Consider the following 13101-nt stretch of genomic DNA (forward strand, 5'->3'; position numbering starts at 1 on the left):
CTCAATGCAGCAGAGGCAGAGCACTATGTGGCAGAGCTATTTCAATGGGCTGCTGGTCGCGGCAGGCCTGATCATCGCCATCGGTGCGCAGAATGCCTTTGTCCTGGCGCAGAGTTTGCGCCGCGAGCATCACCTGCCGGTCGCCGCCCTCTGCATCTTTTGCGACGTCGTGCTGGTCAGCGTGGGGGTCTTTGGCCTCGCCGCGGTACTGGCGGAAAACCCGCTGTTGCTTCAGATCACACGCTGGGGAGGTGTGCTGTTCTTGCTGTCCTACGGTGTCATCGCCTTGCGTCGTGCGTCACGTCCACAAGCCCTATTCGAAGGTGCCCAGCGCGGACAACGCTCGTTAAAGAGCGTCCTGCTCGCCGCGTTGGCGGTGACTTTACTCAACCCACACGTCTATCTCGACACGGTATTGCTGATTGGTTCGCTCGGCGCTCAACAGCCAGAGCCCGGCGCCTACACCCTAGGCGCGGCGAGCGCATCAACGCTGTGGTTTTTGATCCTTGCGCTTGGCGGCGCCTGGCTGGCCCCCTGGCTCGCACGGCCACTGACCTGGCGCCTGATTGACTTGGGCGTGGCGGGAATGATGTTCGCCGTCGCCGCACAGCTGGTTTTCGTTGCCTGAGGAACGCCCGCGCTAATCGGAGGTCCACGCAGAGGGTCTTAAGCACCACAAGCCCTGCGCAGGCCTCGGCCGCGGGGCTCTGGCTTCGGCTTTCCCACACAGTTGGCGCGTGGTTTTGCCGCAGGCTGGGTGCTATGATCCTTGATTCGCGGGCATGGAGCGGAACGCTTCAGCCCGCCACAACGGCCACCCGTGAACGGCCGCAAGAATGCGCACGCATGTAGCGAGCGAAGGGAAAGACAGGCGTAAACGGACGAGCATCAGTGCAGTAGTTTTCTCCGTTCCGCGAGGCGCTGGACACCAGCGCAGACTGCCTCCTTCCGAGCCGCATCTATTCTCGACACCTGAGCAGGAGATACACCATGGCTTTCGAATTGCCGCCGCTTCCGTTTGAAAAGAACGCCCTCGAGCCGCACATTTCCGCCGAGACTTTTGAATACCACCACGGCAAGCACCACCAGGCTTACGTGACCAACCTGAACAACCTGATCCCCGGCACTGAGTTCGAAGGCAAGGATTTGGAAACCATCATCAAGTCCTCATCCGGTGGCATTTTCAACAATGCCGCTCAGGTCTGGAACCACACCTTCTTCTGGAATTGCATGGCACCGAACGCTGGTGGCCAGCCGACCGGCGCCCTGGCTGATGCCATCAACGCCGCCTTCGGTTCCTTCGACAAGTTCAAGGAAGAGTTCACTAAGACGGCCATCGGCACCTTCGGCTCCGGCTGGGCCTGGCTGGTGAAGAAGTCCGACGGTAGCGTCGGCCTGGCGAGCACCATCGGTGCCGGCAACCCGATGACCGCTGGCGACAAGCCGCTGCTGACCTGCGACGTCTGGGAGCATGCCTACTACATCGACTACCGCAATGCGCGTCCGAAGTTCGTCGAAGCGTTCTGGAACATCGTCAACTGGGACTTCGTCGCGAAGAACTTCGCCGGCTAAGTTACTGGCTGCGCCATGGGATGGCTCGTCTTATCCCATGACGCAGCAACCGAAATGCCCGCATTTGATGATGCGGGCATTTTTGTTTCAGCGGTACAACACTCGCGGCCAGGCCAGGCAGGCAAACACCGGGGCAGCGCCGGGTATGCTTGCCACGCCGCCCTCTCGGAGCTTTTCCTATGTCCAAAGCAGTTCTGATCATCGGCGCATCACGTGGCCTTGGCTTGGGTCTGGCCAAGCGATTCGCCAACGAAGGATGGCAGGTGATCGCAACCGCCCGTGATCCTCAGCGTGCGGATGAATTGAAGGCCATCGCCAATATCCGCATCGAGCCGCTTGATATAGACGATGCCGAGGGTGTCGACGCTCTTGCCCGGCAGATATCCGGGACCACGCTCGACGTGCTCTACATTAATGCAGGTACCTCCGGCACTTGCGCGCTCTCGGCCGAAACGGCCAGTCACGAGGAGGTCAGCCAGTTGTTCGTGACCAACGCAGTCGCGCCGGTGCGACTGGCCAGGCGCATGCTGCCCCTGGTCGATCCGCGCGCCGGCGTTATCACTTTTATGAGCTCTATCATGGGCAGCGTCGAAACCGGCCCCGGAATGGGCATGCCACTCTACGGTGCGAGCAAGGCGGCACTCAACCACCTGACCCGCACCTTCGTCGCCGGCCTTGGGGAAGCGACAGACCTGACCGTGCTCTCGATGCATCCTGGATGGGTCAAGACAGACATGGGCGGCGCGGAAGCACCATTGGATATCGAAACCAGTTGCCGCGGGATGGTCGAGCAGGTCACCCGCGCGGCTGGCCAGGGCGGCCATCGTTTCATCGACTATCAGGGCAAAACACTACCCTGGTGATATGCAGGGTGGCGAGCAGGCCCCTTTCAAAACACAATGCGGGTGGCAGCCCAGCCACCACCCGCTTCGATAGCCAGCCAAGCGTTCCCGAAAGGCTTTACGCCTTGGGCAACGTCACGCCGCGCTGCCCCTGGTATTTGCCGCCGCGATCCCGGTAGGACGTCTCGCACTCTTCGTCCGACTCCAGAAACAACATCTGCGCCACACCTTCGTTGGCGTAGATCTTCGCCGGTAGCGTCGTGGTGTTGGAGAACTCTAGCGTCACATGCCCTTCCCACTCCGGCTCGAGCGGCGTCACGTTGACGATGATGCCGCAGCGCGCGTAGGTGCTTTTACCCAGGCAGATGGTCAGCACGTTGCGTGGGATGCGGAAATACTCGACCGTGCGAGCCAGTGCGAAGGAGTTCGGCGGGATGATGCAGACGTCGCTCTTGATGTCGACGAAGCTCTTCTCGTCGAAGTTCTTCGGGTCGACAATTGCCGAATTGATGTTTGTGAAAATCTTGAATTCGTCGGCGCAGCGCACGTCGTAGCCGTAGCTGGAGACGCCATAGGAAATCAGGCGCTCGCTGCCCTCGCCGCGCATCTGGCGCTCGACATAGGGCTCGATCATGCCGTGCTCCTGGGCCATCCGGCGAATCCACTTGTCCGATTTGATGCTCATGGCGGGCGTCCTGATTTGGCTGGTAACTGTCAAAGAAAGGCGTGCATCTTACCGAGCCCACGAGGCCGGTTCAAAGGCCGTCGCCTGGGACCGCGCGCCGCGTCCGTCCGGCGCGGGGAAGAAACTGAAAATAATGCTCGCATTGCTGCGGAAATGCGGTATCTTTCATTGGCTGCTGCTGCATGTGTCACCGTGAATCGCTACATGTTTAGATTTCGATCCGATCATTGCTACGACTCCTTTAACTCCTTGCACACAGTCACCGTTCGGGGTATTTGCCCGTTCAAATCATCTCTACACCTTGTTCAAGGAGACATTTCAAATGTCCAATCGCCAAACCGGTACCGTTAAGTGGTTCAACGATGAGAAAGGCTTCGGCTTCATCACTCCGCAATCCGGTGACGACCTTTTCGTACACTTCCGCGCCATCCAAGGCGACGGTTTCAAGAGCCTGAAAGAAGGCCAGCAGGTTTCCTTCGTCGCTACTCGCGGCCAGAAGGGCATGCAAGCTGAGGAAGTTCAGGTTATCTAACCTGAAGCTTCTCTGAAAAAGCCCCGCTTCGGCGGGGCTTTTTTATGCCTGCAATTTGCTGAACGCCGAGCCGTCGAGCCGTCGAGCTACGGGCAGCGCTAGCCGCTGCCCGCTTATCGCCTTTTAGTCGTCGGATACCATAATGTTCGGCATCGACTGCGCAATAATCTGACCGCTCTGGGATATCCGCGCACCCACTGCGCGCGCCATCTGCTGATAGATCATGGCGATCTGGCTTTCCGGGTCGGCAATCGCCGTCGGCTTGCCTGCATCGGCCTGGGTCCGGATGGCCATGGACAGCGGCAGCGACGCCAGCAACTCGACGTTGTATTGGGCGGCCAGCTTCTCGCCCCCGCCTTCCCCAAACAGATGCTCGGCATGCCCACAGTTCGAGCAGATGTGGATGGCCATGTTTTCCACCACGCCCAGCACCGGAATGTTCACCTTGCGGAACATCTCCACGCCCTTCTTCGCATCCAGCAGCGCCAGATCCTGTGGAGTCGTGACGATGACTGCGCCGACCACCGGCACTTTCTGCGCCAGGGTCAACTGGACGTCGCCGGTGCCCGGCGGCATGTCCACCACCAGATAGTCAAGATCGTTCCAGGCCGTCTGGGTGATCAATTGCAGCAAGGCGCCGGACACCATCGGACCGCGCCAGACCATCGGCGTCTTATCGTCGGCGAGAAACGCCATCGACATAATCTGCACGCCGTGCGCTTCCAGCGGGATGAAAGCCTTGCCATCGCGGATCTCGGGACGCGTGCCCTCGGGGATGCCAAACATGATGCCCTGGCTCGGCCCATAGATATCCGCATCCAGCACACCCACCCGCGCGCCCTCGCGCGCCAGCGCCAGCGCCAGGTTGGCGGCGGTGGTGGACTTGCCTACACCGCCTTTGCCAGAAGCAACCGCGATGATGTTCTTAACGTTACTCAGCGACTCCAGCTGATCCTGAGCCTTGTGCGGCTGGATAATGCAATCGATCTGCACGTCGGCGCGCGTCACGCCTTCGAGTTGCTCTATCGCCATTGCCAGCATCTGCGCCCAGCCGCTGCGAAACAGTCCGGCGGCGTAACCGAGTTCGAGCCTCACATTAACGCGATCGCCCTGAACATCGACCGAACGCAGGCATCCGGCCGCAACCGGGTCCTGATTCAGATGAGGGTCGGTGTACTGACGCAGTACGGCTTCCACAGCTTCGCGTGTGACGGACATGACAACTCCCAAAAAACCAAAATAAAACAGGCGGGCATCTTACCCCGTGGTGCAGCGCCTGGCCCATCAGGGCGAACAAGACGACTGGCATGAGCCATTCGACCTGCCAGAGGCGCGCCAGTGCGGATGAAAAAAATGCGCCGCACCTTTATAGTTGCCGACTTACTTCGCAAACCCGACTGCAGATTTCCAATGTCCGAAGCTCGCCAGATCCTCGTTACCAGTGCCCTGCCCTACGCCAACGGTTCGATCCACCTTGGCCATATGCTCGAGTACATCCAGACGGACATGTGGGTGCGGTTTCAGAAACTGCGCGGCAACCAGTGCATCTATGTCTGCGCTGACGACGCCCATGGCTCGGCGATCATGCTGCGCGCTGAAAAGGAAGGCATCACGCCGGAGCAACTGATCGCCAATGTCCAGGCCGAACACAGCGCCGACTTTGCCGACTTCCTGGTGAACTTCGACAATTTCCATTCGACCCATTCCGAAGAAAACCGCGAACTGTCCGAGATGATCTATGCCCGCTTGGGCGAGGCCGGACATATCGCCACTCGCTCCGTGACCCAGTATTTCGATCCGGAAAAGGGCATGTTCCTCGCCGACCGTTTTATCAAGGGCACCTGCCCGAAGTGCGGCGCCGAAGATCAGTACGGCGACAACTGCGAGAAGTGCGGCGCCACGTACGAGCCCACCGAACTGAAGGATCCACGTTCGGCGATTTCCGGAGCGACGCCTGTTCTGCGTGACTCCAAGCATTTCTTTTTCAAGCTGCCGGCCTTCGAGACGATGCTGAAGGAGTGGACGCGCAGCGGTACTTTGCAGGACTCGGTCGCGAACAAGATCGCCGAGTGGCTCGATAGCGGTCTGCACGAGTGGGATATTTCTCGCGACGCGCCCTATTTCGGCTTCGAGATCCCAGGCGAGCCCGGCAAGTACTTCTACGTCTGGCTGGACGCGCCGATCGGCTACATGGCCAGCTTCAAGAACCTCTGCGCACGCCGCCCGGAACTGGATTTCGATTCGTTCTGGAACAAGAACTCCAAGGCCGAGCTGTATCATTTCATCGGCAAGGACATCATCAACTTCCATACCCTGTTCTGGCCCGCGATGCTCGAGGGCGCGGGATTGCGCAAGCCCACCGCGGTCAACGTGCACGGCTACCTGACCGTGAATGGACAGAAAATGTCCAAGTCGCGCGGCACCTTCATCAAGGCACGCACCTACCTCGAACATCTGAATCCGGAGTACCTGCGCTACTACTACGCGGCCAAGCTCGGCCGCGGCGTGGACGACCTGGACCTGAACCTCGAAGACTTCGTGCAGAAAGTCAACTCCGACCTGGTCGGCAAAGTGGTCAACATCGCCAGTCGCTGCGCCGGCTTCATTCACAAGGGCAATGGCGGCCTGATGGTCGACCAGAACGCTGCGCCGGAACTGACGGACGCCTTCCAGGCAGCCGCCCCGTCCATTGCCGACGCCTACGAGAACCGCGACTTCGCACGTGCCATGCGCGAAATCATGGCCCTGGCCGACCGCGCGAACGCCTGGATCGCCGACAAGGCGCCCTGGGCACTGAACAAACAGGAAGGCATGCATGATGAAGTCCAGGCCATCTGCGCGACCGGCATCAATCTGTTCCGTCAGCTGGTGATCTTTCTCAAGCCGGTGCTGCCGAACCTGGCCGCCGACGCCGAGCGCTTCCTAAGTGTCGATCCGTTGACCTGGAATGACCACCAGACCCTGCTGACCAACCACCAGCTGAACGCTTTTACGCCACTGCTGACCCGTATCGAGCCCGCCAAGATCGAAGCCATGATTGAATCCTCCAAGGAAGACCTCGCCTCCACCGAAGCCGCCACTCAACCCGCCGGTACCCCGGTCGGTGGCAATGGCGAACTGGTCAATGAACCGCTGGCCGCCGAGATCGCCTTTGACGCCTTCGCCGCGGTCGACCTGCGCATCGCCCTGATCGAAAAATGCGAGTTTGTTGAAGGCGCCGACAAGCTGCTGCGCCTGACACTGGACATCGGCGACGCCAAGCGCAATGTGTTTTCTGGCATCAAGAGTGCCTACCCGGACCCGAGCAAGCTGGAAGGTCGCCTGACCCTGTATGTCGCCAATCTGGCCGCACGCAAGATGAAGTTCGGCGTCTCCGAAGGTATGGTGCTGGCCGCCGGCCCCGGCGGCGACGAAATCTACCTGCTCAGCCCGGACAGCGGCGCCAAGCCCGGACAGCGCGTGAAGTAACGACCGACTCGGCCATCAGCCATATCTCCGGGTATGCCTGATGGCCAGCCGGCAGCGCATCGCTCGCTGCACAATCTTCTCAGCGGAATCAGTCATGACCGACGCACCCGACCCGACGCGTTGTCCGCTATGCGGCCAGTCCAATCAGTGCGGCCAGTGCGATCCAGCGAGCGCCCAACAGCCTTGCTGGTGCTTCAACACCGATATCGCGCCCGAAACCCGCGAGCAGATTCCGCCAGAAGCCAAAGGCAAAGCCTGCCTCTGTTCTCGCTGCGCCCGAGGCGAGCAGTCGGCAAAACCCTGATGCGCCTCGATCGCTTTCTTGCCAATCTGCCCCAGTTCAGCCACCAGCAGGCGCGTCTTTTGCTGGCATCGGGACGGATCAGCGTAAATGGTCAATCGGTACGCGACGGCACGCACGATGTCCGCGTATTCGATCGCGTCGAGCTGGACGACGAGACGCTACAGACTGGCAAATCTGCGCGCTTTTTCATGCTTCACAAGCCAACCGGCTGCGTCAGCGCCACGGCCGACCCACGGCACCAGACGGTAATCGACCTACTCGGCGAACCGCACAAGGCAGAACTGCACATTGCCGGCCGGCTCGATTTCAATACCACCGGATTGCTGATCCTGACTAATGACGGCCTGTGGTCACGTCGCCTCACCCAGCCCGCCAGCCGCCAGGGCAAGACCTATCTGGTCGAAACCGAAGACCCGATCGACCCAGACTGCGCCGTATGCTTCGCCCAAGGGCTCTACTTTCGCTTCGAGGGCCTCACTACGCTGCCCGCCGAGCTGGAGCTGCTCGACACATGCAAGGCCCGTCTGACCCTGCATGAGGGGCGCTACCATCAGGTCAAACGGATGTTCGGCCATTTCAACAACAAAGTGATCAGCCTGCATCGTGAAAGCATGGGCCCGTTGACGCTGGATGCCGGCCTCGCGCCGGGCCAGTACCGTGCGCTGACACCAGCCGAAATCGCGCAGATCTGAGCCACTCACCGAAAAGCCAACGAGCCCGCTTCATTTCCACACGGCCTTCTGGTACAAAGGCACCCCTGAGCGGGCGTCGTATAATGGCATTACCTGAGCTTCCCAAGCTCATGACGAGGGTTCGATTCCCTTCGCCCGCTCCAGATACCAAAAGCCCTGCAGACGCAGGGCTTTTTCGTTTATGGCCTGGTAGTCAGGCGGCGGAGCTCATCATCCGCGGATCAGCATCGCACCGTATGGCACATGACGACGCAGTTCGCGGCAGTCGCCGGGCGGCGGCTGTTGGCCGGGGGCGCGGTCGGGGTACCAGATTCGGCATTCGCCCGGTGGTGGCAGATGCCCCTTCGGAACCTCGTAGCCATGCTCACGGCGCTCATGAGGATAGGGCTCGTAGCGCCCATCGGCGTAGGCAACGCAGCCGGTCAATGCGGCCGCACCGAGCAAAGTGCCAATTCGGGCTATACGGGACATATCTAGGCCTTCATGTAAGTAAAGCTTAAGAATAGCCCCGCCGGCTTGCGAAATCTGCCAACGAATTCCACCCGTTTGCTAGAAATCTCAGTGCGGTGCATCGCACATCGCCGCGTTAGCGACGCATGACTGACTATCCAGATCGAGCCGAAGTGCATTGGCATCCTGAACCAGGCGCGGGCCGCAGGCGGAAAAAAGCCCTGCACGCGCAGGGCTTTTTGTTCCTCATGAGCAAACGCTAGCCGAAGCTTGGATGGCCTATGCCCGGATCAGCTTTCGGGCAGGCCGGCAGCAAGTCGCGGGTGGGGATGCCTTCGTTGCGGGTGAACTCGCAGCCATAGGCCGGATCAGCGACTAAACGTGGGTTGAGAACATCATCGCCGGCCGGCTTGATGCCCTGCTGTTCCCACTGCAGCATCGCGGCCATCGCTTCGACCTGCTCCTGGTAGCTGAAATCGCAATGGCTGGGCGCGCGGATTGCGCGTTGCACCAGCAGGTCGCCGTTGCCGTTGGCTTCGGCATTGCGGCGGTAGATCTGCTGATGCTTGAACGGCACGTACAGGTCGCCCAACGTGTGGATGCTGACCACCGGCACATCGAACTGGCCGTTCACCACCGGAATCCAGCGCAGGCCATCCGGGCGGATGCTGTTGGCTGGCGGATGGCCGATCACCCGGATGATCGAGTCGTTGAACTCACGTTCTTCCGGCGACATCGCCTTGCGCGTATCGAACTGGTAGCGGGTAGACAGGTTGCCGGTCAGGGAGTCGGCCAGAATGCCCACCACCGAGCCGTCTCGCCCCCCCGTACCAAGCACGACGCTCTGGAGGCTGGTGCGAAACCCTTCGGCGAAGATGGGACGTTCGCCGCCGCTCAGCTCACGCACGATACCTTCGAGTTTGCGGCCCTGCGCCGAGGGTTCGGTCGGGTAGGTATCCCAGAGGGCATCGATGATTTGCGGCAGCTTCGCCTGGAAGTCGGTCGCCGGGAACGTGGTCGGGCCCAGGCCAGCCAGATGCTGCGCGGCCAGGGTGAAGTTCATTAGGTATTCGAACTCATAGACGTCCCCGGTGACACCGCACATCGGCACCGAGCCGTCATAGCGGACCCGGTTGTTGGCGGTGGCATAGGCTTCCGCTTCCACCGCCGCCGCCGCCACGTGCCCACCCATGGAATGGCCGGTGATGTAGGTCTTGGTCGGCTGCGATTTGCCGGTCAGGCTGCTGAAAGCGAGCGCCAAGGCGTTGGTATCTTCGACCCCGGCACGTACATCGTAGTAATTCTTGCTGTAGCTGGAGGCTGCCCAAGCGTAGCCCTCTTGCAACAGCCATGGGCGGATAGAGGGCGGACCAACGGTAAGTTCCGCGCCGGTGCCGCGGTAGCCATGGGCGTACATGACCAGCATGCCGTTCCAGTTCGGCGGTACTTCGATCTGGTAGGACGAGCCTTCATGAATGCCGGTCCAGCGTTCGCTTGGCAAACCCGGCAGCGGCGCCAGCGGTGATTCGACCGGGACGAAGGTCCGCGAGTCCTGCTCCCGCGACTCGCTGTGAGACAACGGCGGTTTGATCGGTTTCGTACGGGCGTGAACGTCGGCGGCGATTCCGATGGTGCCAACCAGCATCAGGCCGGTAACGGTGCGCGCGCAGGCGGAAGCCAACTTACTTGGAAGCATGTGAGTCTCCTCAATTATTGTTGTTCTATCGATGCGAGTTTTTTCAGAACTGCCAGGCCGAAGCACAACGCGCATTACGACTAACCGTGGCAGAAAGCTTCGACCAGTCAAATACAACAGATACTCAGGGAGCACCCGGTGAGCTTCGTTTCGGAAATATGCCAACTGCCGCCGCGCTTATGGTGGAGGAATTGACGAGGCCGGAGAGAAACAAGAGAAGACGAGCTGCCTTGGCATTAGGCAGAGCGTGAGGCGCTGAATCGGACCGAGAGGCAACGCTCCTCGGTCCTCTGAAAACAGCTACGGTTCAGCAGTTACCTTTCTTCGCCTGCCCTGGCGGGCAATGATTGCCGCCATGATGGCCACCTCCGTCACCGATGTCGATTCCAATACCCGGCAAGCGCAGGCTGCATCCGGTCATCAGTAGGGCCGCCAGCACGACAGCCAAGGTACGAGTCATTACGGGTACTGCTTTCATGGAATACTCCTGAATTTCCGCGGTGGGCCGCCGGCCGCTCCGGCTCCTCTGCGCAGTATCCACTGGTAGTGATCTTGGCGACAGGCAGTTTCGCCACTGAAGTGATCAGGCTCGCTAATTCGCCACGGGATCTGCCAAAGCACGTCGACATTCGATGTAAAAAACATCAGCGTGATCGGTGCGTCAGCCTGCCCTCGCCGTTTAGCAGCGGGTGGCTGGAACGCGACAGGCGCTACCTGTCGCGTCCAACAATCCGCTGAAACTAGAACGCCAGGCGCATGCCCACCGTCAGGTTTCGCCCTGGCAGCAGCACATCATCCTTGATGAAGGACGTGTGCTGGCGAGCCTTTTCATCGAGCAGGTTGTTGCCCTTCAGATAGAGCAGATAGTCGGTCTGGTTCAGCGAGCCGCTATAGCTGAGGCCGGCACCGAGCATGTTGTAGCCGCCGGTTTCGGTCTCGTAATTGGCGAGATCATCCTGGCGCTGCACACGATAAAGCTCCAGTTGGCTATTCAGGACCGTGGTGAAGCGCTGATCCACACGTACGCCCAATCGGTCGGCCGGGATACGCGGCAGATCACCGCCGCCGTCTTTCAGTTTGCCCCGCACATGGTCGCCGAACAGGGTAAACGCCGTGCTATCGGTGGCCTGGAAGCGCACCTCCCCTTCGGCCCCGGTAAGGACTGCATCACGCTGGAGGTACTCGATCTCACGGTAGCCGCCGCCGATGTCATGACCGGTATCGGCGGCATAGATGAAGTCTTTTACCTCGTTCCGGAACAGGCTGAAGCTGAAGGTGGTACGACCGGCAAACTTGCGGAGGGTGACTTCGGCGTTGTGCGAGGTTTCCTCTTCGAGATCGACATTACCCAGCTCGACGGTACGAGTCGCCGCGTGCGGGCCATTGGCGTAAAGCTCTTCGGCTGTGGGCAGCCGTTGCGAGCGCGACAGCGAGAAGCCCAGCGAGTATTCCGGAGCGAAGGTCCAGACCGCACCCGCCGAAACCGACGTACCGCTATGGTCGGTGTCGCGCTGGCCATTGGCCTCGACATCCTGCCACTCATGCCGCAGCCCCAGTTCGTAGCGCCAAGCCCCAGCCGTGTATTCCTCCAGCAAGAACAGCCCGTGGTTGCGGGTCAGGGTCGGCGGCACATAGGCCTCCTCTCCCAGGGCTTCGAAATCACGACGCAACGTTTGCGCGCCGATAACGCCGCGCCAGCCGAACAGCGGCAGATGGGTGAGCTCCAATCGCGCATCGGTGGCGTCATTGTTGAAGCGTGTGCCCACTTCCCCGCCCTCGATTTCCTCATGCTGATAGTCGCTGTGACCGACACGCAGGCGCGCCAGCTCGAAGCCGGCCAGCGGGTCGCTCAGCTCGCCGCGCAGATCCCAGCGTTTCTGCCGCATGTCGACGTAGGGCACGCTGCCGTTTTCGTCCTCGTGGCCATCATGGTCATCGCCCTCCTCGTCCTCGTCGTGGTCACCGCAGTGCCATTCCGTGCCGTCGATATGACACTCGGCATGCTCATGACCGAGCAGCCCGTAGCGGTTGTTCTGCTCGCCATAAGCCATCCCGATGTAGCCACGCTCGCCGATGAAGCTGGCACCCAGGCTGAAGCTGTCGGTGTCGTTGTACGACCCCGTCTGCTTGTCCTGCGAACCCGGTATTTCGTATTCGTCGGCCTGACGCTTGGTGCCCTCGGCTCGTACGGCGAAATTGCCGCTGCCGGCGGTGATGCCGAACACGCCGGCGCCTTCGTTCGCCGCGCTGTTGGCGCGAAGCTCCAGCTCGCCCTCATAGCCCTTTGCCGGGACATAGGTGGGCACCTTCTTGTCGATGACGTTGACTACACCACCGATGGCACCGCCGCCGTAGAGCAATGTGGCCGGCCCCTTTAGCACTTCGATGCGCTCGGCCAGCAGCGGTTCGCTGGTCACCGCGTGGTCCGGGCTGATGGTCGAGGCGTCGAGCAGTTCGATGCCATCGCTCAGTACTTTTACACGCGCACCATCCAATCCACGGATAACCGGGCGTGCCGCACCGGCACCAAAGCTGCTGGAGCGAACGCCCGGCAGGCTTTCCAGGGTTTCGCCCAGGGTCGCCTCACGCCGCAGCACCAACTCATCACCCTCCATGACCGCCACTGGCGTGGTCATCTCATGGCTCTGTTTGGCCAGGCCGCTGGCACTGACCACGACGGGATCAAGTTCGACCGGATCGGCAGCCCAGGCAGTCGGAACAAGGGCCAGGCTGATCGCCCAGGCCAGCGGGTGATGTTTCGGGTTCATATGACTCTCCAGAAAGTGGCGGATGCCTTCCAAGGCAGCCGGACAGTAGCGGCGCAACAACCTTCCCAAGCAGGCTTGTTCAGCGGGCGGAG

General features: G+C 60.8%; 13 protein-coding genes and 1 tRNA gene. 8 read left to right on the forward strand and 6 right to left on the reverse strand.

The features are described from left to right. The first annotated feature begins 25 nt into the window (after positions 1-25). The 3 genes from H3028_RS02830 to H3028_RS02840 all read left to right on the forward strand — a co-directional run bounded on the left by H3028_RS02830 (position 26) and on the right by H3028_RS02840 (position 2435). Positions 26-628, forward strand: coding sequence for a LysE/ArgO family amino acid transporter (locus tag H3028_RS02830; RefSeq protein ID WP_181295555.1), 603 nt, complete (start codon positions 26-28; stop codon positions 626-628). A 362-nt stretch (positions 629-990) separates the two neighbouring features. Beyond that, on the forward strand, positions 991-1572 hold the full coding sequence (locus H3028_RS02835) for a superoxide dismutase (protein ID WP_181295557.1): 582 nt from the start codon (positions 991-993) through the stop codon (positions 1570-1572). 179 nt (positions 1573-1751) lie between these two features. Then, the gene (locus tag H3028_RS02840; RefSeq protein ID WP_181295559.1) at positions 1752-2435 is read left to right on the forward strand and encodes an SDR family oxidoreductase; all 684 of its coding nucleotides are present in this window, start codon (positions 1752-1754) and stop codon (positions 2433-2435) included. A gap of 97 nt (positions 2436-2532) precedes the next feature. Here the strand turns inward: H3028_RS02840 and dcd are convergent, their stop codons facing one another. Continuing rightward, on the reverse strand, positions 2533-3099 hold the full coding sequence (gene dcd / locus H3028_RS02845) for a dCTP deaminase (protein ID WP_045161043.1): 567 nt from the start codon (positions 3097-3099) through the stop codon (positions 2533-2535). 322 nt (positions 3100-3421) lie between these two features. On the opposite strand from dcd, the gene H3028_RS02850 reads away from it, so the two are divergent. After that, the gene (locus H3028_RS02850; protein WP_003282211.1) at positions 3422-3631 is read left to right on the forward strand and encodes a cold-shock protein; all 210 of its coding nucleotides are present in this window, start codon (positions 3422-3424) and stop codon (positions 3629-3631) included. Between the two features lie 123 nt (positions 3632-3754). On the opposite strand, the gene apbC is transcribed toward H3028_RS02850, so the two are convergent. Continuing rightward, entirely contained in the window at positions 3755-4849 is a 1095-nt protein-coding gene (gene apbC / locus H3028_RS02855; protein ID WP_181295561.1) for an iron-sulfur cluster carrier protein ApbC, read from the reverse strand. Between the two features lie 192 nt (positions 4850-5041). On the opposite strand from apbC, the gene metG reads away from it, so the two are divergent. The 4 genes from metG to H3028_RS02875 all read left to right on the forward strand — a co-directional run bounded on the left by metG (position 5042) and on the right by H3028_RS02875 (position 8238). Beyond that, positions 5042-7099, forward strand: a complete 2058-nt coding sequence (metG, locus tag H3028_RS02860) for a methionine--tRNA ligase (RefSeq protein ID WP_181295563.1) — start codon at positions 5042-5044, stop codon at positions 7097-7099. 94 nt (positions 7100-7193) lie between these two features. Next, on the forward strand, positions 7194-7403 hold the full coding sequence (locus H3028_RS02865; RefSeq protein ID WP_181295564.1) for a cysteine-rich CWC family protein: 210 nt from the start codon (positions 7194-7196) through the stop codon (positions 7401-7403). Further along, a complete protein-coding gene (locus tag H3028_RS02870) occupies positions 7403-8095 on the forward strand; it encodes a pseudouridine synthase (protein ID WP_181295565.1) in 693 nt (230 codons plus the stop codon). The genes H3028_RS02865 and H3028_RS02870 overlap by 1 nt, the downstream gene beginning before the upstream one ends. A 69-nt stretch (positions 8096-8164) precedes the next feature. Then, positions 8165-8238, forward strand: a tRNA-Gly gene (locus tag H3028_RS02875). A gap of 67 nt (positions 8239-8305) precedes the next feature. On the opposite strand, the gene H3028_RS02880 is transcribed toward H3028_RS02875, so the two are convergent. The 4 genes from H3028_RS02880 to H3028_RS02895 form a co-directional block, all read right to left on the reverse strand. Next, the gene (locus tag H3028_RS02880; protein ID WP_181295567.1) at positions 8306-8566 is read right to left on the reverse strand and encodes a hypothetical protein; all 261 of its coding nucleotides are present in this window, start codon (positions 8564-8566) and stop codon (positions 8306-8308) included. 238 nt (positions 8567-8804) lie between these two features. Continuing rightward, positions 8805-10241, reverse strand: coding sequence for an alpha/beta hydrolase (locus H3028_RS02885; RefSeq protein WP_181295569.1), 1437 nt, complete (start codon positions 10239-10241; stop codon positions 8805-8807). Between the two features lie 307 nt (positions 10242-10548). Then, positions 10549-10719: a hypothetical protein gene (locus H3028_RS02890; protein ID WP_181295570.1), complete on the reverse strand. Its 171-nt coding sequence runs from the start codon at positions 10717-10719 to the stop codon at positions 10549-10551. A gap of 262 nt (positions 10720-10981) precedes the next feature. Beyond that, positions 10982-13009 (reverse strand): TonB-dependent receptor, encoded by a 2028-nt coding sequence (locus H3028_RS02895; RefSeq protein WP_181295572.1) that lies wholly within the window; start codon positions 13007-13009, stop codon positions 10982-10984. Positions 13010-13101 lie beyond the last annotated feature (92 nt).

Origin of the sequence: Pseudomonas sp. Q2-TVG4-2 (genome assembly GCF_013620795.1) — a bacterium.
In the GTDB taxonomy this organism is placed as follows: Bacteria; Pseudomonadota; Gammaproteobacteria; order Pseudomonadales; family Pseudomonadaceae; genus Stutzerimonas.